At 75.0% G+C, this 23128-nt stretch carries 18 protein-coding genes; 3 read left to right on the top strand and 15 right to left on the bottom strand.

The genetic code is table 11. The features are described from left to right. Positions 1-15 precede the first annotated feature (15 nt). The 5 genes from rosag_RS11820 to rosag_RS11800 form a co-directional block, all read right to left on the bottom strand. Positions 16-375, bottom strand: coding sequence for an ArsR/SmtB family transcription factor (locus rosag_RS11820; RefSeq protein WP_284350340.1), 360 nt, complete (start codon positions 373-375; stop codon positions 16-18). Positions 376-381: 6 nt separating this feature from the next. Beyond that, complete coding sequence (locus rosag_RS11815) at positions 382-888, bottom strand: SRPBCC family protein (protein ID WP_284350339.1); 507 nt, start codon at positions 886-888, stop codon at positions 382-384. A gap of 75 nt (positions 889-963) precedes the next feature. Beyond that, positions 964-1617 (bottom strand): winged helix-turn-helix transcriptional regulator, encoded by a 654-nt coding sequence (locus rosag_RS11810; protein ID WP_284350338.1) that lies wholly within the window; start codon positions 1615-1617, stop codon positions 964-966. 292 nt (positions 1618-1909) lie between these two features. Next, positions 1910-3352: a TldD/PmbA family protein gene (locus rosag_RS11805; RefSeq protein ID WP_284350337.1), complete on the bottom strand. Its 1443-nt coding sequence runs from the start codon at positions 3350-3352 to the stop codon at positions 1910-1912. Continuing rightward, positions 3352-4992 (bottom strand): TldD/PmbA family protein, encoded by a 1641-nt coding sequence (locus tag rosag_RS11800; protein WP_284350336.1) that lies wholly within the window; start codon positions 4990-4992, stop codon positions 3352-3354. Before rosag_RS11800 ends, rosag_RS11805 begins: the two co-directional genes overlap by 1 nt. Before the next feature lie 444 nt (positions 4993-5436). Between rosag_RS11800 and rosag_RS11795 the strand changes: the two genes are divergently transcribed. Further along, complete coding sequence (locus tag rosag_RS11795) at positions 5437-6138, top strand: hypothetical protein (protein WP_284350335.1); 702 nt, start codon at positions 5437-5439, stop codon at positions 6136-6138. A gap of 461 nt (positions 6139-6599) precedes the next feature. On the opposite strand, the gene rosag_RS11790 is transcribed toward rosag_RS11795, so the two are convergent. Continuing rightward, entirely contained in the window at positions 6600-6998 is a 399-nt protein-coding gene (locus rosag_RS11790; protein WP_284350334.1) for a hypothetical protein, read from the bottom strand. Positions 6999-7124: 126 nt separating this feature from the next. Here rosag_RS11790 and rosag_RS11785 point away from each other — a divergent pair, with 126 nt between their 5' ends. Further along, a complete protein-coding gene (locus tag rosag_RS11785) occupies positions 7125-8438 on the top strand; it encodes an aminotransferase class V-fold PLP-dependent enzyme (RefSeq protein ID WP_284350333.1) in 1314 nt (437 codons plus the stop codon). Between the two features lie 252 nt (positions 8439-8690). Here rosag_RS11785 and tyrA read toward each other — a convergent pair whose 3' ends face one another. The 9 genes from tyrA to rosag_RS11740 all read right to left on the bottom strand — a co-directional run bounded on the left by tyrA (position 8691) and on the right by rosag_RS11740 (position 21961). Further along, the gene (gene tyrA / locus rosag_RS11780) at positions 8691-9827 is read right to left on the bottom strand and encodes a bifunctional chorismate mutase/prephenate dehydrogenase (RefSeq protein ID WP_284350332.1); all 1137 of its coding nucleotides are present in this window, start codon (positions 9825-9827) and stop codon (positions 8691-8693) included. Then, positions 9824-11038 carry a sensor histidine kinase gene (locus rosag_RS11775; protein WP_284350331.1) on the bottom strand — a complete coding sequence of 405 codons (1215 nt, stop codon included), beginning with the start codon at positions 11036-11038 and terminating at the stop codon, positions 9824-9826. The genes tyrA and rosag_RS11775 overlap by 4 nt, the downstream gene beginning before the upstream one ends. Before the next feature lie 191 nt (positions 11039-11229). Continuing rightward, a complete protein-coding gene (locus rosag_RS11770; RefSeq protein ID WP_284350330.1) occupies positions 11230-14079 on the bottom strand; it encodes a M14 family metallopeptidase in 2850 nt (949 codons plus the stop codon). Positions 14080-14190: 111 nt separating this feature from the next. Then, positions 14191-15507 carry a hypothetical protein gene (locus rosag_RS11765; RefSeq protein WP_284350329.1) on the bottom strand — a complete coding sequence of 439 codons (1317 nt, stop codon included), beginning with the start codon at positions 15505-15507 and terminating at the stop codon, positions 14191-14193. Beyond that, the gene (locus rosag_RS11760) at positions 15504-16136 is read right to left on the bottom strand and encodes a DUF4159 domain-containing protein (RefSeq protein WP_284350328.1); all 633 of its coding nucleotides are present in this window, start codon (positions 16134-16136) and stop codon (positions 15504-15506) included. Before rosag_RS11760 ends, rosag_RS11765 begins: the two co-directional genes overlap by 4 nt. A gap of 128 nt (positions 16137-16264) precedes the next feature. Next, positions 16265-18493, bottom strand: coding sequence for a hypothetical protein (locus rosag_RS11755; RefSeq protein WP_284350327.1), 2229 nt, complete (start codon positions 18491-18493; stop codon positions 16265-16267). Beyond that, positions 18490-19872, bottom strand: coding sequence for a BatA domain-containing protein (locus rosag_RS11750; RefSeq protein WP_284350325.1), 1383 nt, complete (start codon positions 19870-19872; stop codon positions 18490-18492). Before rosag_RS11750 ends, rosag_RS11755 begins: the two co-directional genes overlap by 4 nt. Further along, complete coding sequence (locus tag rosag_RS11745) at positions 19869-20756, bottom strand: DUF58 domain-containing protein (RefSeq protein ID WP_284350324.1); 888 nt, start codon at positions 20754-20756, stop codon at positions 19869-19871. The genes rosag_RS11750 and rosag_RS11745 overlap by 4 nt, the downstream gene beginning before the upstream one ends. Before the next feature lie 128 nt (positions 20757-20884). Then, the gene (locus rosag_RS11740) at positions 20885-21961 is read right to left on the bottom strand and encodes an AAA family ATPase (RefSeq protein ID WP_284350323.1); all 1077 of its coding nucleotides are present in this window, start codon (positions 21959-21961) and stop codon (positions 20885-20887) included. 321 nt (positions 21962-22282) lie between these two features. Between rosag_RS11740 and rosag_RS11735 the strand changes: the two genes are divergently transcribed. Further along, positions 22283-23014, top strand: a complete 732-nt coding sequence (locus rosag_RS11735) for a Crp/Fnr family transcriptional regulator (RefSeq protein WP_284350322.1) — start codon at positions 22283-22285, stop codon at positions 23012-23014. Positions 23015-23128: the final 114 nt, after the last annotated feature.

Below are 23128 nucleotides of genomic sequence, written 5' to 3'. Positions count from 1 at the left end.
GCAAGCGGCCGTCCGTCATCCGCGTCCGGGGGCGGGGTCGTCGGACGCCCGGGCGAGGTACTCACCCAGCCGGTCGAGGCGGCGCTCCCAGAGCGTGCGCCGCTCGGTGATCCAGGACTCGGCCGTGCGCAGCGCCTGCGGCTCCAGGCGGCACGTGCGGACGCGGCCGACCTTCTCGGTGCAGACGAGGCCACTGGCCTCGAGGACCTGCAAGTGCTGCAGGACTGCCGGCAGCGACATCGCCATGGGCTCGGCGAGCGCGCTGACCGAGGCGGGGCCGCGGGTCAGCCGCTCCACCAGCGCCCGCCGCGTGGGGTCGGCGAGCGCGTGGAAGAGCGCGTCGAGCGAGCCGGGCCGGGACTGCGAGAGCTGCATCGGGCGCTACGCGGAGGCGCTTTCGGCGCGCAGGAGCTCCCCCAGCCGCTCGAGCCCGATCTCGGTGCCGCGCTCCCGCTCGGCCGGCTCCTGGTGGCCGTCGAGGAAGGCGGCCTGCTCGGTGAAGACGAGGCGCGTGCCGGCACCGGCGGGCGACAGCTCCACCGTCACGAGCGAGACGGAGAGCTTCGCGTCGCCCACGTGCATGGCGTAGCTGTAGACGAAGCGGCGCTCGGGGACGACGTCCCAGTAGGTCGCCTCCATCCGGTGCACGGGGCCGCCGGGCATGGCGATCCGGTTCACCTCGCGCCCACCGACCCGGAAGTCGAGCTCCATGTGCGACTCGGCCGACGGGTCCATGCAGGAGAACCACTGCTGCTTCGCCTCGCGGTCGGCGAAGGCGGCCCACACGCGCGCCGGGGCCGCGTCGTAGGTGCGCTCGATGACGAAGGTCGCGTGCGTCGCGGTGCTCGGGACGGCGGGCGGAACGGCGGGCGGGGTGGCGGTGGCCATGCGTGCCTCGGGTGATGGTTAAGTTGTTGCTTAACTATCACCGCCGCCGGATCCCGTCAAGAGCGGATCGCCCGGTCAGGCGGCCGCGCCGGTGTGGAACAGGGCGACGAACCGGTCGAGCAGGGCGCGGTCGCCCGTGAGCCGGACGTCGCCGCGCCGCAGTGCCGCGGCGGGCAGCAGCGTGCCGTCCAGGAGCGCGCGGAGCGACGGGCCGGCCTCGATGACCAGGTCCGGCGCGTCGAGTGCCCCAGGTCCGGCCGCGAGCGCGCCGTCGTCGACGCGGGCGTGGAGCGTCAGCGCCCCGAACCGGAGTTCGAAGCCGAGGTGGACGCCGGCCGCCCGTTCGGGCCGGAACGCGGCGCGGAGGGCGATCACGAGCGAGTCGACCGTCACGACCTCCCCGGCGCGCGGGTCGCCGAGGAGCGTGGCGCCCCACCGACCCAGCGCGAGGACGGCGGGCTCCAGCTGCCGACCGAGCGGGGTGAGCGCGTATGCCACTCCGGTCTCGGGGCGGGGGAGCAGGGTGCGCTCGACGACGCCCGCGTCCTCCAGCTCGCGCAGGCGGGCGGAGAGGATGTTGGTCGGGATGCGGGGCAGTCCGCGCCGCAGGTCGGAGAAGCGGCGCGGGCCGACGAGGAGGTCGCGGACGACCAGCAGCGCCCATCGCTCGCCGACGGTCTCGAGGGCGCGCGACACGCCGCAGTACTGGCCGAAGCTCCGGGATCCCATGGCGGTAACGTCACCCCGCGCACGTTCGCGAGCAATACCATGGTTGCAACTGGCAATCAGAATTCCTTCTGGAAACTCGGGGTGCCGGAGCCCTTCTTCCCGTTGGAGGGATGCGGATGCTCCGGATCGGAACGGATCGTTCGGATGGGTCCGCGTGGCGGCGACGCTCGATGCACCGAGAGGAGCGATCCGCGGCATCCGAGTCATCCGGAGCATCCGCATCCTCTCCAAAGGCCGAACGGCCCCGGGACGCCGAAGCGTCCCGGGGCCGTTCATGCAGCACGCAGCCGCCCTACACCGCTTCCGACAGCGACGTGAAGTTGAAGTCGCGCACCCGCATCGACGGCATCACCACGTCGCCGCCGGCCTCCGTGCCCGCCAGCCGCTCCGGCCGACCCAGCGCCTCCAGGTTGTTCAGCATGAACAGCGGCGACTCGTTGAAGCGGAAGTTCCGCAGCGCCCGCGTCACCTTGCCGTTCTCCACCAGGAACGTCCCGTCGCGCGTCAGCCCCGTGTAGAGCAGCGTGCGCGGATCGACCGGGCGCAGGTACCAGAGCCGCGTCACCAGCACGCCGCGCTGGGTGCCGGCGATCAGCTGCTCCACCGACTGGTCGCCGCCCGCCATCTTCACCGACGACGGGAAGCCCGTGGCCGTCTTCCCCTGCTTCCGCGCCCAGAAGCGCGAGTAGAACAGCTGCTTCAGCACCCCGTTCTCGATCCACGTCTGCCGCGTCAGGGGCAGCCCGTTGCCATCGAACGGCTGCGCGAGCAGCTGCGGGTCCGTCGGGTCCGAGAACAGCGTCACGCGCTCGTCGACGATCTTCTCGCCGATCTTGTTGCCGCCGCCCGGCTTCACGAACGGGCTGCGCCCCTCGTCGGCGGCGCGGGCGTCGATCGCGAACGCCAGCAGCTGCACCAGGTCGCCCACCGCCTGCGGCTCCAGGATCACCGTGTAGCGCCCCGGCTCGATCGCCTGCGGGTTCCGCGACAGGCGCGCCTTCTCGGTCGCCCGCTCGGCCACGCGGCGCGCGTCCAGCTGCGCCCAGTCCGGATGGTCGCCCGCCGCCCAGCCCGAGCCCGTGCCGTCCTTCGTGCGCACCGTCAGCGTGTAGTTGGCGCTCGTCGACCGGTCGTAGGCGAACAGCCCCGCCTTGTTGCCGAGCGCGGCGCTCCCCATTCCCGTCACCAGGAAGCCGGCCGCCTCCAGGTCGCCCGCCTTCCGCGCCAGCTCCAGCGCGGTGAGCGCGGCGCGCGCGCGGTCGGCGGCCGTGAGCTGCGCCGTCGCGTCGAAGTAGCGCGTCGCGGGGCGGTACGTCTGCGCACCGAGCGGCGGCATCGCCTCCGGGTCGTCGGGCGCGAGGCGCGCCATCCGCTCGCTCTGGTCCACCGCGCGGCGGATCGACTCGTCCGACAGGTCGTTCGTCGTCACCACCGCGTGCTTCGGCCCGAACGACGACTGGATCGCCAGCGTCGCGTCGGTCGTCGCGCCGGCGGTCGACATCTGGTTGGCGGCGAAGCGCGTGTTGCCGCGGTAGCCCGTGTTGACCTGCACGTCGATGCCGTCGGCCTTCGACAGCTTCACGGCCTTCTCGACGATGGCCTGCGCCTCCTCGCGCGTCAGCAGCGCGCCCTCGGCCGCCGCGTGGAGCGGCAGGCCGCGGCGTGACGCCTCGGCGACGGCGGTGGGATCGAGCAGCAGGCGGCGCCGGGAGAGGGCGTCGGATCGCGGAGCCATCAGCTCTTCCTCCCGGTGTTGATGACGTTGACGTTGCGGAAGCGCGCCGGCGGGCTGCCGTGGCTCACCGCGTTCACCTGGCCCGGCTGGCCCTTGCCGTCGAAGAAGCTGCCGCCCAGCTGGTAGCTGCGCTTCCCGCCGATCATGTCCATCGAGTTCCAGAAGTCCGGCGTGCGGATCTGGTAGGCCACGTCCTTCAGCTGGCCGACGATCTTGCCGCCGCGGATCTCGTGGAACACCTGCCCGCCGAACTGCGCGTTGTAGCGCTGCTGGTCGATCGAGAACGAGCCGTCGCCGACGATCAGGATGCCGCGATCCGTCGCGGCGATCAGGTCGTTCTGCGTCAGGTCGCGCTCCCCGGGCATGAGCGAGACGTTGCACATGCGCTGGAACTGCACGTCGCCCCATCCCTGCGCGTACGAGCAGCCGTGCGAGCGCACCGGCGCGCCCTGCTTCTGGTACCACCAGCGCAGCCACGGCGCCTGCTCGCGCGTCGTCTGGTAGTCGTTGAAGACGCCGTTCTTCACGATCAGGAAGTCGTCGGGCTTCACGCCGTCGTCGTCCCAGCCGATGGTCGCCAGCGCGCCCTCCTGCGAGCGGTCGCCCTGGATGTTCATGAACGCGGGCCCGTACTTCAGCTGGCCGAGCTGCTTCTCCGGCGGGGCGATGAAGCTGGTGCCGGCGTAGTTCGCCTCGTAGCCCATCGCGCGGTCGAGCTCCGTCGGGTGGCCGATGCTCTCGTGGATGGTGAGCCACATGTTGCCCGGGTCGAGCACGAGGTCGTAGCGGCCGACCTCCACCGGCTTGGCGCCGAGCTTCGCCGACGCCTCCTCGCCCCACCGCTGCGCGTTCCCCACCAGGTCGCTCGAGAGCACGTACTCCCAGCCGCGCGCCATGGGCGCGACGACGTTGCCGCGGTTCTGGAAGTCGGTGCGGTCGGGGGAGACGGCGGTGATCTGCAGCAGCGGCCAGGTGCGCACGAAGTCCTGGCGGATGATGGAGCCGTCGGTGTTGGCGTAGGCGCGGTCGTGCTTCACGAAGAACAGCCCGCTGTTGACGAACTTCACGTTCGCCGCCTTCATCGCGTTGGCGTTGGCCTTCAGCAGCAGGTCGGCCTTCTGCTCCAGCGGGACGTCCCACGGATCGGTCGTGTAGGCGCCCTTCCACGTCGCGTCGTTCACCACCGGCGACGGCAGCCACTCGACGGCGCGGTCGCGCGCGACGCGCGTCGCCTTCGCGATCGCGACGGCCTCGCGCGCGGCGGCGGCGGCGCCGTCCTTGGTGAGCACGCGCGTGGCGGCGAAGCCCCACGTGCCGTCGACGAGCGCGCGCACGCCGATGCCGAGCGTGTCGGTGTCGACGACGTTCTGGATCTGCTGCTCGCGCGTGAAGACGAAGTTCTGGCGCTGGCGGCTGACGCGCACGTCGGCGTAGCCGGCGCCGGCGGCGCGCGCCGCCTCCAGCGCGGCGGCCATGAGCGCCTTGGTGGCGGCGGGATCCTGGAAGACGTCGAGCGCGCGGGCGCTCGGTGCGGGCGCGGCCGAGAGCAGGCTCGGGATGCCGCCGAGCGCACCGCCGGCGAGGGCGGCGGCGCCGACGGCGGCCCCGCCCTGGCGGAGGAAGTCGCGTCGGGTGGTCATGCGGGAGGCGTGCGGGGGATGGGGAGGCGCGCGGAGGGGATGCGCGCGGGCACACCAAGGAGCATCGCCGCGCGGCGGTGCGCCAGACGGGGGACGGGAAATTGACGGCTGCGGACTGCGGGCTGCGGTTCCCGTTCCGTGCCCTCGGCGTACCACGTCGCCACCAGATCGCTTGCTCGTGGTGAGGATGCGGATGCTTCGGATCGAGCGGATGCAGCGGATCGCTCCTCGTCGCGCACGGGACGTCGTCGCCACGCGGGACGATCCGGAGCATCCGTGTCATCCGAAGCATCCGCTGCCTCCCCAACAGGCCAACGGGTCCGGCGCGAAGGGGCAGGCCGCGCGACACGCCGCGCGCAGCCGACGGGATGAGCCGATCTGCTCATGCGAGGAGAGCCCCCACGCGCGTACGCTCCGTCGTCCGCCGTTCGTCGCTTCCCGCCGATGCCTCCGTCCGTGCGCCACCGCTCGCCGATCGTCCTCCTCGCCGCTGCGCTCCTCGGTGTCGCGTGCGCCGGTCCCGCCGACCGCGATGCCGACGACGGCACGAACGTCGCCGAGGCGGCGGACGTCGCGTCCTCCTCCTCCTCCGAGGAGACGTGTCGCGGCGCGGGGCTCGGCACGCTCGACGAGGTGCGGCGGCTCGCGCCGCTCACCGACGCGGACGTCGTGCGCTACCTGCGCGTGATGGGCGAGGCGGCCGCGCGCCGCGCGGCGCCCACGCCCGAGGAGCGCGACGCGCTGGCGCGCGCGGAGGCGCTGCAGCAGCGCGCGCTGACGCAGGGGCTCCCGGCTACGGCGGAGGCGGCGATCGAGGCGAACGCGATCATGGCGCGCGCCGACACGCTGCGCCGCCACCGGGACGTCCTCGTCGCGCGGGCGCAGGACGGCGGCGCGGGCTGCTGGATCGTGCTGCGCGACCGGATCGAGGCGATCGTCCCGAACTCGTCGCCCGACGGCGACTCGGGGATCTACGGCGACGAGTCCGACGCGCCCGGTGAAGCGGCCACCGACGCGGCCGGGCAGGAGAGCGCGGAGGACGCGGAGCTGCGCCGTCGCCTCGACGCGCTGCGCGCGGCGGACAGCGTCGTCGTGACGCCGCGGCAGGCGGCGGTGGCGGCGGCGATCGGAAGCGTGAGGGAGTGAGACCGCTGCGTGCTGCGTGCTGTGTGGCCGGCATCGATGCACCGGACCCGGACGGCAACAGCAGCAAGGATGAGATCGGACAAGATCTGATAAGAGCGGATGGCCTCGCGTGGTGGCGACCAACATCGCGTCACGCGGAGCCATCCGCCGTTATCAGCCTTTCTCCGATCTTCATCCTTGCAATGCCGTTCGCCGTTCAGGGTTCGGCGCGCCAGGCACGGCTCGGCGAACAAAGGACTACGGATGCTCCGGATGAGACGGATGCTCCGGATGAGACGGATGCTCCGGATCGCTCCGCGCGGCGGCGACGTTCCATGCACCGAGAGGAGCGATCCGCATGATCCGTCTCATCCGTTTGATCCGTATCCTCCCCGAGTAGTTCGTGCAGGCTGGCTGCGACGTCGGATGCCGAGGGCACGGCACCCACACGCAGCACGCCGCACGCCGCACGCAGCCGCGTCTCACCCCGCCGGCTCCGCGAGGATCAGCGCCGCCCCGTCCGGGATCCCCACGCACGCCTTCACGTGGTCGTAGCCCTGCAGCCCGCGCTTCTCGACGTCGGCGGCGATGCGGCGGAACTGCGCGAGCTGGCTGGCCAGTGAGCCGCGCATGCGCCGGTCGGGCGAGATCAGCACGTACCCGTCCGTGCTGCCGCCGAGGACCTGCCAGCCGCGCGCGCGGTAGAAGGCGCGGGTGGCGGGGACGTCGGAGACCGCGAAGGCGGTCGTCCGCTGCAGCCCGAAGGTGCTCTCGGTGAGCGCGGCGCTGCACGCGGCGTCGTGGCGCGCGCCCGGCGGCACGGGCGGCAGGACGGGGTCGACGAGCGACAGGATCAGCGACAGGAGCGGTGTGGGACGCATGCGGGCACGATGGCGGCCGGCGCGCCGCGGCGCATGACGCATTCCGCTCATGCGCGCCGAGGGACCGGTTGCGCCGCGGGCCGGCGGGCCGCATCGTCGCCGCGTCATCCACCCCCGGAGGCGTCCGTGTCCGTGGTCCCACGCCGCGACTTCCTCACGCAGCTCGGTGCCGGCCTGGCCGGCGTCGGCGCCGCGCCCTCCCTGCTGGCCGCGGAGGTCGCGCGGCTCTCCGTGCCGCCGGTCGCCGACGCGCCGCCCGAGCGGCTGGCCCAGGACGAGGCGTTCTGGGCGGGGATCCGCCGGGCGTTCGACGCGCCGGCCGGCGTCGTGAACCTCGACCACGGCAACATCAACCCCGCGCCGCGCGCGGTGATCGAGCGCCACCTGCGCCACGTGCGCGAGACGCAGCAGTTCCCGGCGCAGCGGATGTTCGCGCTCTACCAGGAGGTCTCGCAGCGCGCCGTGAAGCCCGCGCTCGCGCGCCTGCTGGGCGTCCCCGACGCGGAGGTCGCCGTCGTGCGCAACGCGACCGAGGCGATGGACACGGTGCTCCTCGGCGTCCCGCTGAAGCCCGGCGACGAGGTGGTGTGCTCGGCGCACGACTACTACGCCATGCTCGACGCGCTGGAGCAGCGCCGCGCGCGCGACGGGATCGTGCTGCGCATGGTGCGCCCGCCCGTGCCGCTCCCCGACGCCGACGCGCTGGCGGCGCTGTACGAGCGCGAGATCGGGCCGCGCACGCGCCTCGTGCTGGTGACGCATCCCAGCAACCTCACCGGGCAGCTCGCGCCCGTGCGCCGCATCGCCGACGCCGCGCACCGCGTGGGGGCCGAGCTCGCGGTGGACGGCGCGCAGTCGATGGCGCTCGTGCCGTACACGATGGCGGAGCTGGGGTGCGACTACTACGGCGCGAGCCTGCACAAGTGGCTGATGGCGCCGGTGGGCGCGGGCGTGCTCTGGATGCGGCCCGCGCACGTCGCGAAGGTGTGGCCGCTGGTCCCGGCGCCGCCGCACGTGCAGGGGATAGAGCGCTACTCATGGAGTGGCACCTATCCGGAGCACGTGCTCGCGTCCGCGCTCCCCGCGCTGGAGCTGCACGAGCGGCTGGGCACCGCGCGCAAGCTGGCCCGCATGCGCTACCTGGCCGGCGCGTTCCGCGCGCGCGTGGCCGCGCTGCCGGGCGCGCGCCTCTACACCACCGACGCGCCCGACGCGAGCTGCGGCATCACGACGCTCGAGCTGCCGAACGTCGAGGCGGCCGCGCTGCAGAAATTCCTGTGGGAGCGCCACCGCATCTTCGTGCAGGACATGAGCGGCGACGCGCGCACGCCGGAGATCCGCGGCATCCGCGTGACGCCCAACGTCTACACGACGCCGGGGGAACTGGTACGGCTGGCGGACGTGCTGGCGACGGTGGCGCGGCGCGGACTGGGGACGTGAAGCTGCGTGCCGCGTGCCGCGTGTACGGCCGCTCGGGATGCGTCGGCGCGCCGGACCTGAACTGCGAACGGCATTGGCAAGGATGAAGATCTGAACAGATCTGATAACGACGGATGGCTCCGTGTGGTGCGACGTCGGTCGCGCGCCAGCGGAGCCATCCGTCGTTGTCAGACGTTATCCGATCTTCATCCTTGCCAACGCCGTTCGGGTCCGGCACGTGGATGCAGGCCACGCAGCACGCTGCACGCAGCGTCAGGTCCGCTCGACGATCCGATCGATCAGATGGCTCGACTGCTCCAGCGCCGTCTCCGTGAAGTCGCCGAAGAACGCCCGCACCTCCGCGAACATCCCCTCGAACGCCGCCTGGTCGCCCGCGCGCAGCACCGTCGCCAGCTCCGTCGCCGCGCCGCGGAAGGCGTCCGTCACCGCGCCCAGCTCCGGGTTGCGCATCTCCAGCGGGCCGTAGAGCGCCGGCGACTGCGCGAAGTGCCGCGCCGCCACGTACAGCTCCAGCAGGTACGCGGGCGACGTGAAGCGCAGCGTCTCCTCCAGCGGCAGCCCCGCCCGCGCCAGCGTGAGGCCGAGGACCTGCGTCTGGAAGTGCGTCAGCACCTGGACGATCGCCATCACGCGGTCGTGGTGCGCGGGCGTCGCCTCCGTCACCACCAGCCCGCGCGCCGTGAACGTGCGCGCCAGCCAGTCGGCCCACGCGTCGCCGCGCCCGCGGCACAGCACCACGCGCTGCCCCTGCAGCGAGTGCACGCTGGCGCCGAACATCGGGTGCGTGCCGACGACGCTGGCGCGCGTCGCCGCCAGCATCGCCTCCACCGGCGCGCGCTTGACGCTCGTCACGTCCATCAGCAGCGCGTCCTCGCGCACGTGCGGACCGATCGTAGTGATGACCTGCTCCGTGACGTCGATCGGCACGCTCACGATCACCACGTCCGCCGCGGCCGCCGCCTCCGCCGCGCCGATCTCGGTGTCGACGTCCGCCACCAGCACGCGGTGGCCCAGGTCCCCGAACAGCCGCGCCATCACGCGGCCGATGCGGCCATGTCCGCCCACGATCGCGACCGTGCGCGGCGGCTCGCCCGGCGGCACCTCGGCGCGCAGCGCGGACTGGTGCTCGCGGCTCGCGCGCAGCAGCAGGCGGAAGATCGCCTCCACCTCGCCCACCGGCAGCCCCAGCTCCGCGGCGTCGCGCGTGCGCTCGGCCAGCACCTCGCGCTCGCGCGCCGGGTCGCGCACGCGCATCCCGTGCGCGCGCTTGTACGCCGCCACCTCCGCGACGACCGCCATGCGCCGCGCCGTCAGCTGCAGCAGCTCGCGGTCGAGCGCGTCGATCGTCGCGCGCAGGACCGCCAGCGGGCGCGCGTCGCCGTCCGTCACGCGTCGCGCGCCGCGACCGCCAGCACGGCGGCCGGCAGCAGGAGCGTGAAGCACGCGCCGCGGCCGTCCGGGCCCGCGTCCACCGACAGCTCGCCGCCCATCGCGCGCGCCAGGTCGCGGCTGATCGCGAGGCCCAGCCCCGTGCCCTCGGTGCCCGTGGTGAGCGTGCGCCCCAGCTGCACGAACGGCTCGAACACCGCCTGCCGCTGGTCCTCCGGCACGCCGGGGCCCGTGTCCGTGACCGAGACGCGCGCGTGGTCGCCGACCATCGCGCCGTGCACCGCGACCCGCCCGCCCGTCGGCGTGAACTTGATCGCGTTCGAGAGGAGGTTGAGCACCACCTGCTCGACCTTCGTGCGGTCGGCCAGCACCGGCAGGTCGCCCGTGACGTCGGACGCGAGCGTCAGCCCCTTGAGCTGCGCCAGCGGCCGCGCCATCTCCATCACCGCCGCGATGCTCGTGGCGAGCGACATCGGCGCCAGCTCGTACGTCAGCTGCCCCGCCTCGATCCGGCTGTAGTTCAGCAGGTCGTTGATGATGCGCAGCAGGTGGCGCTGGCTCGCCTGGATGCGGTCGAGGTCCGAGCGCTGCGTCTCGGTGAGCGGGCCGCGCAGCTCCATCGCCAGCAGCTCGGCGTAGCCGCCGATCGCGTTCAGCGGGGTGCGCAGCTCGTGGCTCATGGCGGCCAGGAACTCGCTCTTGGCGCGGTTCGCGGCCTCCGCGGCCGCCACGCGGCGCGCGTCCTCCAGCGCCTGCATCTCGGCCGCGCGCCGCTCGGTGAGGTCGCGCGTCACCTTGGCGAAGCCCACCAGCTCCCCGGTCGCGTCGCGCAGCGCGGTGATGACGACGTTGGCCCAGAAGCGCGTGCCGTCCTTCCGCACGCGCCACCCCTGGTCCTCCACGCGCCCCTCCGCGGTCGCGACGCGGAGCTCCCACCCGGGCTTGTCGGCCGCGACGTCCTCCGGCGGATAGAACGTCGAGAAGTGGCGGCCGATGATCTCGTGCGCCTGGTAGCCCTTGAAGCGCTGGGCGCCCGCGTTCCAGGTGCGGATGTAGCCGTCCGCGTCGAGCGCGAAGATCGCGTAGTCGCGGACGCTCTCCACCAGGAGGCTGAACAGCGCGCCCTCCGCCTGCAGCCGCGCGATCGCGGGCGGTGCCGCGGGCGCAGCGGGCGGCACGGCGGCGGGGCCCGGCGTGCGCGAGTCGCTCATCGACCTCGTCTCTTCGTTGCGAGCTCCCTCTCCCTCCCCCCCCCGGCCGGCGCCGAGACCCCGCGCCGGTACCATGGACGAACCGTAACGTACGGAGGCCCGCCCGCAAACGGTCCTGCGCACTCCGCGGGCCGTGGCGGCATCCGCGGGCCCGCGTGGGCCCGCGGATGCCGCCCGTTCCACGCCCTAGCTCACTGCAGCGTCGTGCCCTGCGAGGCGCTCCCCGCGAGCCCGTTGAGGAAGAACTTGAACGTCCCGTGCGGCTGCGCGCGGTACAGGATCTCGGGGCCGAACAGGTAGAGCGTCCCCTGGCCGACCTTCGCCTCGACGGCGGCCGCGCCCCCCTCGAGGTGCTTCTGCCCCCACGCCCAGCCGCTGCGCAGCGGGGTGGCCGTGTCGTACCACGCCACGCGCTTCACGCCCCGCGCCGCGGCGTCCGGCCCGAGCGTGAACGCCGGCGAGTCGTCGAAGAAGACGTCCGCCTGCGACTCCATCCCGAACGCCGACGCCTGCGTGGTGTCGACGCGCACGCGCAGCACCGAGCCGGGCACGTAGAACTGCTCGCGCGGGAGCGGCTTCCCCTGCGCGTCCACCAGCTTGTTCCCCACCGGCAGGCCGAGGTGCTGCGCCAGCACCGTCGAGGAGCCGATCGTGATCACCGTGCCGCCCTGCTCGAGGAACGTCTTGAGCTGCGGGACCGTCCTCGCCACCGACGTGTTGCCGAGCGTGGCGCGGAGGTCGGCCGGGACCGCGTCGGCGCGCGGCTCGCCGCCGCGGGGCGCGTCGCCGCCGCCGCCGCCGAAGCCGCCGCCCTGCCCGTCGCGCGCCGGGATCGCGCCGTCGACGAGGATGATCGCGTCGTACTTCGCGCGCAGGTTGCCCGCGTCCAGCTGCGGCGCGTAGACCACGTCGAACGGGATCTTCTTCTGCTCCAGCAGCCAGCGCGTCCAGCCGGACGGCATCGAGCCGCCGTAGCGGTCCCACAGCGCCACGCGCGGCGACTTCAGGCGCGCCAGGTCGCCCGCGGGCCGCGACGGCGCGGCGGCGACGTCGATCCCCAGCTCGCTCGCGATCGGCTGCAGCCGCGCGCGCGTGCTGGCGCCGGCGGCGACGAAGAACGAGCCCGCCGGATGCCCGGCGAACGGCGCCGTCAGGCGATAGACCTCCTCGCCCGCGCCCACGAGGCGCACCGCGGCGGGGAAGGCGTCGTTGTACCGCGCGGAGATCACGTAGCCGGCCGCGTTCCCCGCGGCGACGGTGCCCGGCGCGGGCTTCACGTTCCAGTCCTTCACCTCGGCGAACGGCCCGTCGAAGCCGTCGAGGATCCGATCGAACTTCACGCCCATCTGGTAGGCGAGCGTCCACCCGGCGGCGTCGTACGGCGGGATCGGCGGGCCGCCCGGGTACAGGAAGTCGTTCGGATGGTCCTGCGGCTCGAACATGTCGAGGATGTGCGGCCGGAACGGCTGCGCGGTCTTGAGGACGTACGAGCCGGCCGGGTACTGCTTGCCCGCGACCGTGAACGCCGCCGTCGCGCGGTGCACGGTGATCCCGTTCTCGCGCAGCGCGTTGATCAGGTGCACGACGCGCGGGAAGTCCGGCTGGTCGGCCGGCAGGATGTAGCCGCGCGGGTCGCGCGCCTCGGGACGGCGCAGCATCGCGAGGTAGCGCTGCGACGCCTCGGCGTTCGCCGCGCCGCCGAACTGCCCGCCCGCCGTCATCACGCCCGCGGGGCCGCCGGCGTTGTTGCTGCCGCCGCGCGCGCCCTGCATCGAGTCGCGCACCGCGTCCAGGCGCGTCGGCGACACGGTCCAGCTGTCCCTGTTCCCGTGCTCGATCGAGTTGCGGCCCATCCGCCAGATGTTGAACAGGAACGTGTCCTTGTAGCGGCTGGCGACGTCGAGCACCGCGTAGTTGGCGGTGATCGAGTAGTCGATCGAGTTGCGGAACTTCCACTCCTGCGGCGCGATGGGCAGCGGCAGGTCGGCGCTCGGCAGCTGGCGGTTGGCGACGAACGGGATCCGCATCGGCGTCGGGTTGCCGATCGTCTCGGTCAGCAGCCCGATCATGTTGTGGAAGTAGACCGTGGTGCGGAGGCCGCCGTTCCACCACGTCGAGTAGTTCGCGCCGCGCCGCATCGTCACGCCGCCCTTGTCCTCGGCGATGAAGCGGTTGTGCATCGCCGCGCCCACCAGGTCGAGCCCCGTCACGATCAGCGGGTCGAGCTGGTAGTTGAACGGGTCGCGGAACGGCGGCGCGAACATCACCGTGCCGGTCGGCCCGGTCTGGTGATGGTTGTACATGATCTGCGGGAACCACTCGTGGAACAGCTGCCGGTTCATGTTCTCCGACTCCGGCTGCGTCGACATGTAGAAGTCGCGGTTGTTGTCGTGCCCGATGTACTTCTGGTACAGCCGCGGGATGCCGTTCGTGCTGCGCTTGAGCGAGTCCGGCTCGCGCATGTACCAGTCGGACACGAGCTGCATGCCGTCGGGATTGGCGTGCACCGCGAGCACGACGACGTCGCGCAGGATGCGCTGCGTCTCCGCGTCGTTGCGGCTCACCAGCTGGTAGACGGTCTCGATCAGCTGCTGCGCGCCGAGGACCTCCGTCGCGTGCAGGCCGCCGTCGATCCAGACGATCGCCTTGCCCTCGGCCGCGAGCGCGCGCGCCTGCGCCTCGGTCACCCCCTCGGCCTTCGCGAGGCGGGTCGCGATCTCCTTGTAGCGCGCCAGGTTCCGGTGGTTCTCCGGCGACGTGACGATCGCCATCAGCTGCGACCGCCCCTCCGCCGTCTTCCCGATGTCGACGACCTTCATGCGGTCCGACTGCTGGTCGAGCTGGCGCCAGTAGGCGGTGAAGCGGTCGTAGTTGGGCAGGCGGTAGTCCGCGCCGATGCGGTGCCCGAAGAACTGCTCGGGCGACGACACCTGCGCGACCTTCGCGGGCTGCGCGTGTGCCGGGAGCGCGAGGACGCCCACGGCGAGCGTGGGGACGAGCAGCCGGGCGAGCGAGCGCCGGGCGCGCGGGTCGGTCGACATTCCACCTCCGTCGGGTTCGGGCGGGCGCGCCGTGGTCGGGCGACGGGCGCGGTCCGCGGATGGGAGCAAAGATGACGCGGTGCGCGCGATCACGCGGCTCCTACGCGGCTCCTACGCGGCGCCCCGCAGGCGTCGCGACGCCACCTCGGCCAGCAGCGCGGCCAGTGCGCCGCCCACCAGCACGGCGTCGGGGACTCGGCGGGGCGCGGGCGCGGCGGGCGCGCCGCCGGGGTCGCGCGCGGCGCCCGTGGTTGGCGGACCGAGGGCGGCCACCGTGGCGGCGAGCGGCGCGGGCTCACGCGCGGGCGCGTCGAGCGGCGACGCGGGCGGCGGCGAGGGCGTGGGAGCGGCCGACGCGTGGGCGACCGTGGCCACGGCACGCGACCAGAACGCGCGGTGCGCGGCGGGGGCCTCCTCCCCACCGGCCAGGCGGCGGCGCCACGTCTCCTCCTCCGCCAGCTGCACGACGCGGCCGGGGCCCACGCGCCGCGCCGCGGCCACGAGCGCGCGCCGGCCCGCCAGCGGACGCCACGCCAGCGGCACCGCGTCGGCGCGCGGCGCGGTCAGCGCACGCACGGTCCCGTCGCCGTCGCGCACCGGATCGTCCAGCGCGGCCGCCGCCAGCGCCGCGAGCGCGGGCACGCGCGCGGCCTCGCCGGCCAGCACCAGCCCACCGCCGCGCCGCACGTAGCCCGCGATCGGGCCGGCCAGCGCGGCCGCGCTGCTGTCGAGCGCGACGACCGCGGCGAGCGTCGCGGTGTCGAGCGCCGTCGTTCCCGCGGCCGCCCCGTCCTGCGCCACGACCATCCCGGGGCCGAGCGCGAAGCGCGCGCGCACGCGCCACCCGGCCTCCTCGAGCGCGGCGACGGTGAACTTCCCCTCCCAGCCCGCGCGCGCGAGCACCAGCACCGCGTCGAGGTCGACCGGCCGCGGCGCGTCCAGCCGCGCGATGCCGCCCACGGTGCGCACCTGCAGCCCCGCGCCCACCGACGGGAGCGCGAGCCGCGCTCCGCCGTCCGCCGCCCGCACGCTGTCCAGCGCGCCCAGCGCGTCGCGCGCGGCCAGCGGCGCGCCGTCCGGGGCCGCCACGGCGAGCTGCACGCCCCCCGCGGGCTCGCGCGCCGGCTCCGCGGCGGTGGCCAGCGCGGGCGCCCGCGTCGCCCGCCAGCTCACGCGCGTCCCTGCGGCGTCCAGCGCGCGCAGCCAGTCGCGCGTGCGCGCGTCGGGGAGCGTGTCGAGCGCCACGCGCGCGGCGGGCGCGCCCTCCGTCGTCCAGCGCGCGAGCGCGCCCGCCAGCGCGCGCTCGTCGGCCGACGCGGCCGCCTGCGCCGCGGCCGGCGCGGGCGCGAGCCGCTGCCACGCCGCCAGCGCCAGCGCGCCCACGGCTCCGGCGCGCAGCGCGCTCTCGACGATGCGACGCGCGCTCATCGCGTCAGCGCGTACGTCACGATGTTCACCGCGAACCGCGTGTTGTCCACGCTCTGGAAGCGCTTGTTGTCGGGATGGTAGCCCCACTCCGAGCTGTAGTCCTTGTTGCTGTACAGCACCGCCACGCGGTCGCCGCGCAGGATGCCGTGCAGGTGCCGGTGCACGAGGTTGTCGCCCCAGCCATTGAGCTCGTGGCTCGTGGTCGGCGGGCCATCGCTGAACGTGAAGAACGCGCGATACAGCGCGTGCTCGTTCGGCAGCTGCACGAGCGGGCCGAGGGTGCGCGCGAGCTCCTCGGTGCACGTCTTGTGGAACATGCCGTCGACGTCGTGGTTGTGGTCGTCGACGAACAGGAACCCGCCCCGATCGATCCACCGCCGCAGCATCCGCCGCTCGGCCTCCGTGAAGCGCACCGGGAGGTGGCCGGTCATGTACGCGAACGGGTACTGCAGCAGCGCCTCGGTCCCCGCCGCGACGATCGCCCCGCTCGGCGCGACCTTCAGCGACGTGTAGCGGGCGAGCGTGTCGATGAGGTTCGCGGGGACGAGGGGGGCGGAGTCCCAGTCGCCGGATTCGTACTGTAAGGTCGCGAAAACGAAATCCGATCCCGATGCAGCGGCGGACGGCACGGCGGAGGACGGAATGGCGGAAGACGATGGGGCGTGAGACGATGGGGCGTAACCTCGTACATCCGCCTCTTCGTATCGCGCTTCACCGTGATCCGCCCTTCCGTTCTCCGCGGTATCGTTCTCCGCCGTCATGGCGCTACTCCGGTCCATGCGTTCACGCCGGCTGCGCGGCTCCGGGCTCCCAGCGCCGCCCGCCGCGCCGCCGTGAGCGGCGCCGTCGCGTCCTTCCCGGCGGCGATCGCCGACAGCGCCTCGCCGAGCGCGCTCGCCAGCGCGGGCGACTCGCCGAGGGCGCGCACGCGCAGCACGGCCAGTGAGTCGGCGCCGGCGCGCGCGTCGTCGCCGCCGCGGCCCAGCAGCGCCAGCGCGCGGTCGAGCGTCGCGGCGCGGGCGCGTGCGGCCGGGTCGAGCGCGGTGCGCGGCGTGCGCGCGACCAGCGGTAGCGTGTCGCCCGACACCTTGCCTGCGCCGCGCACGCGGTTCAGGTCCACGACCACCGTCGGCGGGCGGCCGCGCAGGTAGATGCGCTCCGCCGCGCGCGCGCGCTGCAGCGCGGCGATCGCGCGGCGCATCGGCGCGAGCGCGTTGCGCGGCTCGCCGATCTCCAGCGCGCGGCCCGCGTCCCACATGTGGTTGTAGGCCTCCAGCAGCGGCTTGTTGACCGCCAGTACCGGCGACTCGCCCGCCTCGGGCGTCGCGGCGTTGGTGGCGCTGTTGGTGGCGCGGTCGGCGGCGGCCAGCAGCTGCTCCGGCGTCAGCTGCGGCAGCCGCTCGTTCTGTCCGTGCTGGTGGCCGTCGCCCTCGAAGTGCGCGTGCTCGCCCTCCCCCTCGCCGATGCGCGCGAACACCGCGTCGCCCACGCGCTTGCGCAGGCGCGCCTGGTCCATCGCCAGCTTCCGCGACTCCGATACCACGACCGGGCGCGCGAGCGGCGCGCGGCGCAACTCGGCGCGCGCGACGAGCGCCTCGGTGAGCTGCAGGATCATGCGCTGCCCGATCGCGGTCGTGTCGACGGCCGGCGGCGGCGCGCCCTCCACGGCCACGGAGTCGTACTCGCCCGCGCGCGCGATGCGCAGCGTGCGCGTCTCCGAGACGCCGAGCGCGTCGTCGGGGCGCGGCGGCGCGACGGCCTCGGTGGCGGTGCGCACGGTCGCGGTGTCCACGGGCGACGGTGCGCGGCGGCCGGGGCGCAGGTCGCGCGCGACCGCGCGCAGGTGCACCACGTCGCCGGGCTTCAGCGCCAGCGGCGCCAGGTCCAGCGTCGCCGCGAGCGCGCCGCGCCGCGCGCCCGACAGCCGTGCGGCGCCCACGCGCCCCGCGCGGAAGGTGAAGCTCTCCCCCTCGCCCGAGCTGACGATGTACTCGAACGCGCCGTCGGCGAGCCCCAGGTCGTCGTCGATCGAGGCGCGGAGCGCGAGCGCGCCGCGCGCCTCGCGCAGCACGGTGTCGCGCACCGGCGCGCGCAGCGCGACGCGTGGCGGCAGGTCGGGGCGCGGCTCCAGCGCCACCAGCCGCGTGCGCGCGCTGTCGCCGACGGTCGCGTCGAGCCGCAGCAGCGCCGCGCGCGCGGGCACCGCGAGCGTGGCGCGCCAGCGCTCGCCGGCGGCACGAACGGCCACGGTGCGCGTCGCGGCGGCGGAGTCGGGCACCACGAGCGACGCGCGCACGCGCGCGGCGTCGCCCGTGCCCTCGACGACCAGGGCGCTGCCGACGACCGCCGCGACGACCGGGGGCGCGTCGAGCGTGCGCGCGGGCTCGCGCGTGTAGGCGGGCGGCGTGACGGTCACGCGCACGCGCGCCAGCGGGTTCACGAGCGCGGCGCGCCGCGCGGCGGGTGAGCTCGCATCGGCCACGCGTGCATCCGCGGCGCGCGCGCCGAGTCGCGGCGCGATCGCCCACGCACCGGTGGCGAGCACCACGGCGGCCAGCAGCGCGGCCGCGGGAGCGAGCAGCGCGCGGCGCACGTCGCGCGCGACCGTCGCGCGCCACGGCGTCGCGCGCACGCGGTCGGCGAGCGCGCGCGCCACCGGCGCGGGGAGCGCGTCGGCCTCGTCGCCGGCCAGCGTCACCAGCGCGTAGCGCAGCGCCGGCAGCCGCGCCTCCAGCCAGAGCGCGACGCTCGTGCGGTCCCACGCGCGCGGGCCGCCGCGCGTCGCGGCGATCGCCGCCACCGCCGCCGCGAGCGCGCCCGCCGTGGCCGACGCGGCGACCACCGTACCGGTCGGGGCGCGCAGCAGCGTCCCCACGGACCACGCGCCGAGTGCCGCTGCTCCGCCCCAGAGCGCGACGCGCGCGGCGGCCGTCGCCACCAGCGTGCGCCGCGTCGCGCGCAGCATCTCCAGCGCCGGCGCCGTCACGCGGCCTCCCGCGCGGCGATCGGTTCGGCGATGACGTCGGGTGCGTCGCGGCGCGCGCGGCGGCGCAGCGGCAGCTCGAGCAGCAGCAGCGCGGCCGCGGCGCCGAGCAGCGCGGCGCCCAGCGTGTCGCGCGCGCCGCCCGGCATCGCGCGCAGCGGCGCGGCGACCAGGAGCGGGCCAGTTCCCGCCAGTCGCGCGACGTCGGCGGCGGACAGCGGAGACGCATCGCGCGCCTCGCCGCACGACGCGAGCAGCGCGGGCAGCAGCGCGCGGAACGCGCTCCCCAGCGCCACGTCGCCGACCTGCGGCACCGCGACGGCGACGGCGCGCGTGCAGCCAGCGCCGAGCGCGCGCTCGAGCGCGGCGGCGCGCGCGTCCGCCCACCACGCGATCACGCGCGCGCCCGCCGTGTCGGGCGCCACCGCACGCGCGAACGGCGCGACCACCGCGTGCTCGCCCGCCACGAGGCCGTACGCCGTATCCGCGGTCGTCGCGCGCGCGCCGGTGGGCGCGCCGTCCGCCGGCCACTCCACCAGCACGTGGCCCGCGCCGCGCGCCCATTCGAGGTCGGCCTCGGTCGCGCGGACGCGCGTCAGCCGCACGGACGCCGTGTCGTCGCGCGCGATGCCCGAGAGGGCGAGCGCGGCGGCCAGCGCGTCGTCGCGCGGCGCGTCGCGGAGCGCCACCCGCAGTGGCGCCGCGGCGCGCGTCGAGTCTGCGCGGGCCGACGACGGGACCGTCACGATGCGCGCGCGCCCGGTCCAGACCGCGCGCACCGCGAGCGTCGCCGCGTCCACCGTCTCGCGCGCCAGCGGCGACACCACCACCAGCGCCAGCGAGTCGGCGCCGGCCGCCAGCGTGGGCGCCGCGCGCCGCGCCGCGATCAGCGCGGCCGAGAGCGAGCCACGCGCGTCGGGCGCCTTCGCCGCGACGGCCGAGTCGAGCGCGCGCGACCACGCGGCCGAGTCCACACCGGGCGTCCACGTCAGCGGTGCACCCGGCGCGGCGTCGAACGGCAGCACCACGTCACCCGGTCGCGCGAGCGCGCGCACCGCGCTGGCGATCGACGACGCGTCGGCCGTGCGCGAGCGATCGGCGACGATCAGCCGCGCCACCGCGGCGCGCGGCGGCGTGCGCACCGGCCGCGCGAGCGCGAGCCCCGCCAGCAGCGCGGCCAGCAGGCGCAGCGCGAGCACGAGGAGGTCCGTCGGCCGCGACAGCCGGCGCACCGCGCGCGGCGCGCGCTCCGGCGCGAAGCGCGCGGTCGGCAGCCACGACGGCCGCGGACGCCCGACCGTGATCGCGTGCAGCGCGACCAGCGCCGCCGCCACGGCGACGCCGGCGGCCAGCCCCCACGGCGCGAGCAGCGTCACGCTCACGCCGCGTCACCACGCACGATGCGCCGCACCGCGCGCGCGGGCGGCTCGTCGGTCGCCACCAGCGCGTACGTCGCGCCCACCTCGCGCCACGCGCGCGCCAGCCCCGCGCGCCACTCCGCGAAGCGCGCGACGTAGGCGGTGCGCGCCGCGGCGTCGAACGGGCGGCGCAGCCTCGGGTCCTCGGGATCGACGGCCAGCGCGAGGTCGCGTGGCGGCGCCAGCTCCTCGGCCGCCACCACGTGCAGCGCATGCACGTCGCCGCCGCGCGCCGCGTGCGCGCCCGCGGCCTGCCGCAGCGCGTCCGCGTCGTCGCCCAGATAGTCCGAGATCAGCACCAGCCGGCTGCTCGCCGGCACGCGCGCGAGCAGCGGCGCCAGCGCGCCCGATCCCGCCGGCGCGACCGCGTCGAGCGCGCGCGCCAGCTCGTGCACCACGCCGCGCCGCGAGCGCGGCGGCAGCGTGCGCACCCCGTCGCTGCCGGCGATCGCGAGCCCCACCGGATCGCCCGCCGCGTGCGCCACCGCGGCGAGTCCCACGGCGAGCGCGCACGCGGTCCGCCACTTCGCGTGGCGCGTGCCCGCATCCGTTCCCTCGGGAAACGCCATCGACGCGCTCGCGTCCACCAGGAGCAGCGTCGGCAGCAGCGCGTGGTCGTCGGCCAGCCGCACGTACGCGCGGTCGCTGCGCGCGAGCAGCCGCCAGTCGAGCCGCCGCGGATCGTCGCCCTGGCGGTACGCGCGGTACTCGCTGAACTCGCCCGTGCTGCCGCGCAGCCGCGCGCGGTGCGCGCCGGGGAGGTTGCCGGCGACGCGACGGCGGGCGGGCCACCTCAGCGATCGAACCTGATCGAGCAGGGCGGCGTAGTCGTGCGTCCGGATGCTCATACGACGGCCACCTGAGCGTCGAGCGTCGAGCGGTGAGCGTCGAGCGTGCACACGGTCCGGTGCGCGGGCGTGCTGCAGGCCGCCGGACCCCCACGCTCACCGCTCGACGCTCGACGCTCGACGCTCATTCAGATCCGCACGCCGGAGCTGGGCGCCGCGACATGAGCGAGCACGGCGTCCACCACCTGTTCGACATCGACGCCCTCGGCCTCGGCGGCGAAGGTGGGCAGCACGCGGTGCCGCAGCACCGGCGCGGCGACGCGACGCACGTCTTCCGGCGCGACCGCCACGCGGCCGGCGAGCAGCGCATGCGCCTTCGCGCCGAGGATCAGCGCCTGGCCCGCGCGCGGGCCCGCGCCCCAGCGCACCGACTGCTGCACCAGCTTCGGCGCGCCGGGATCGTCCGGGCGCGTCGCGCGCACCAGCGACGCCGCGTAGCGCAGCACCGGATCGCTCGCCGCCACCGCGCGCGCGAGGCGCTGCAACGCGAGCGTCTGGTCGGCGTCGAGCACCGGCGCGAGCGGGCCCTGCGACGCGCCCGTCGTCGCGCGCAGGATCGCCACCTCGTCCTCCGCCGCGGGATAGCCCACGCGCACGTCGAACAGGAAGCGGTCGAGCTGCGCCTCGGGCAGCGGATACGTGCCCTCCTGCTCGATCGGGTTCTGCGTCGCCAGCACGAAGAACGGCTCCGGCAGCCGCATCGTGTGACCCGCCGCGCTCACCGCGTGCTCCTGCATCGCCTCCAGCAGCGCGGCCTGCGTGCGCGGCGGCGCGCGGTTGATCTCGTCGGCGAGGACGATGTTCGCGAACACGGGGCCCTGCACGAAGCGGAACGCGCGCGCGCCGGTGTGCGTGTCCTCCTCCAGGATCTCCGTCCCCGTGATGTCGCTCGGCACCAGGTCGGGCGTGAACTGGATGCGGCGGAACTGCAGGCGCATCGCCTCCGCCACCGACTTCACGAGCAGCGTCTTCGCGAGGCCGGGGACGCCGACGAGGCGCGCGTGGCCGCCGGCGACGATCGCCAGCAGGATCTCCTCGACCACGTCGCCCTGGCCGAGGACGCGGCGCGAGACCTCGTCGCGCAGCGCCCGCGCGGCGGCCAGGAGCGGCTCGGCCCGCGCGAAGTCGGCGTCGTCGGCCGTGCCGCGCGGGGCAGCGGCGGCTCGCGCGGGGGCGTCGGGAAGGGCGGCAGCGTCGGAGCGCACGGCGGGCGGGTGGGGTGGGGACGGCACGACCGGCGAGCGCGCGGCCCGCCGGTCGTCTGCACGTTGGTGCATGCTGTACACGCGTGTGCAAGCTACGAATGGCGGGCCGCGGTCGTTGTGGACACCGGGGTTCGCGGCCGGTGAACGAACGGTAAACGCCGGCCGAGCCCGCGTGCCGGCATCCTCCGATGGCATCGCAGGTTGGCAGGTCGAGGTCGCCACTTGTTTCCGAGGCCCGGACGTTGCAACCGCGCCACAACCGAAGCCGACGTTCCCCGCCTGGGGGAGGCCCGCGCCGCACGCCGCACCGGAGTAGATGTCGTGAGCTCGAAACGTCCTGTCACGCGCCTGGCGCCCGATGCCCGCGCCGCGCTGCTCGCCTACGGAGCCCGCGCCACCTGGCCGGGCGGGTTCGCCATCTATCAACGCGCGCAGCCGGCCGACGGCGTGTTCGTCGTCCTCAGCGGCCGCGTCGTCCTCCGCAGCCGCGTGAAGGCCGGACGCGGCTTCGTCCCCGTCGTCGCCGCCGAGGGCGAGACCTTCGGCGCCGAGGGGCTCATCCCGGGCAGCAGCTACGTCACCGACGCCCGCGCCGAGGAGGCCAGCGAGACGCTGCACCTCAGCGCCGCGCAGCTCCGCAGCTGCCTGCGCGAGCAGCCGCTCGTCGGCGGCGCGCTGCTCGCCCAGCTGATGGTCGAGCGCAGCGCGCTCCTCGAGAAGCTGCGCGAGCTGGCCACGCTCAGCGTCGAGGAGCGGCTCATCGCCTCGGTGGTGCGCATGGCCGACCAGAGCGGCCTCTCCGACGACGCCCCGCTCGTCCTCGGCCCCGCGCAGTACCGGCTGCTGTGCGAGCTGGTGGGCGCCACGCGCGAGAGCGTCTCCCTCGTCTTCAACCGCCTCGTCTCGGCCGGGCTGGTGGAGCGCGAGGGGACGACCTTCTCGGTGCCCGACGTCGGCGCGCTCGCCAAGCGCCTCAGCGCGACGTGGGTGGAGGAGGACACGGCGGTGCCGATGACGCGCGAGGACGGGGGGTCGATCGCCACGCGCGCCTGAGCCGGATCGTCGCGTCGGACCCGAACGACCACTGCAGCAAGGACGAACGTCTGAGAAGATCTGATAACGACGGATGGCTCCGGTGGAGCGCGAGGATCCTCGCACCACACGGAG

This window comes from Roseisolibacter agri, from assembly GCF_030159095.1.
GTDB lineage: Bacteria > Gemmatimonadota > Gemmatimonadetes > Gemmatimonadales > Gemmatimonadaceae > Roseisolibacter > Roseisolibacter agri.
The sequence above is the reverse complement of the archived record's forward strand: the minus strand, read 5'-3'. Positions and strand labels throughout refer to the sequence as shown.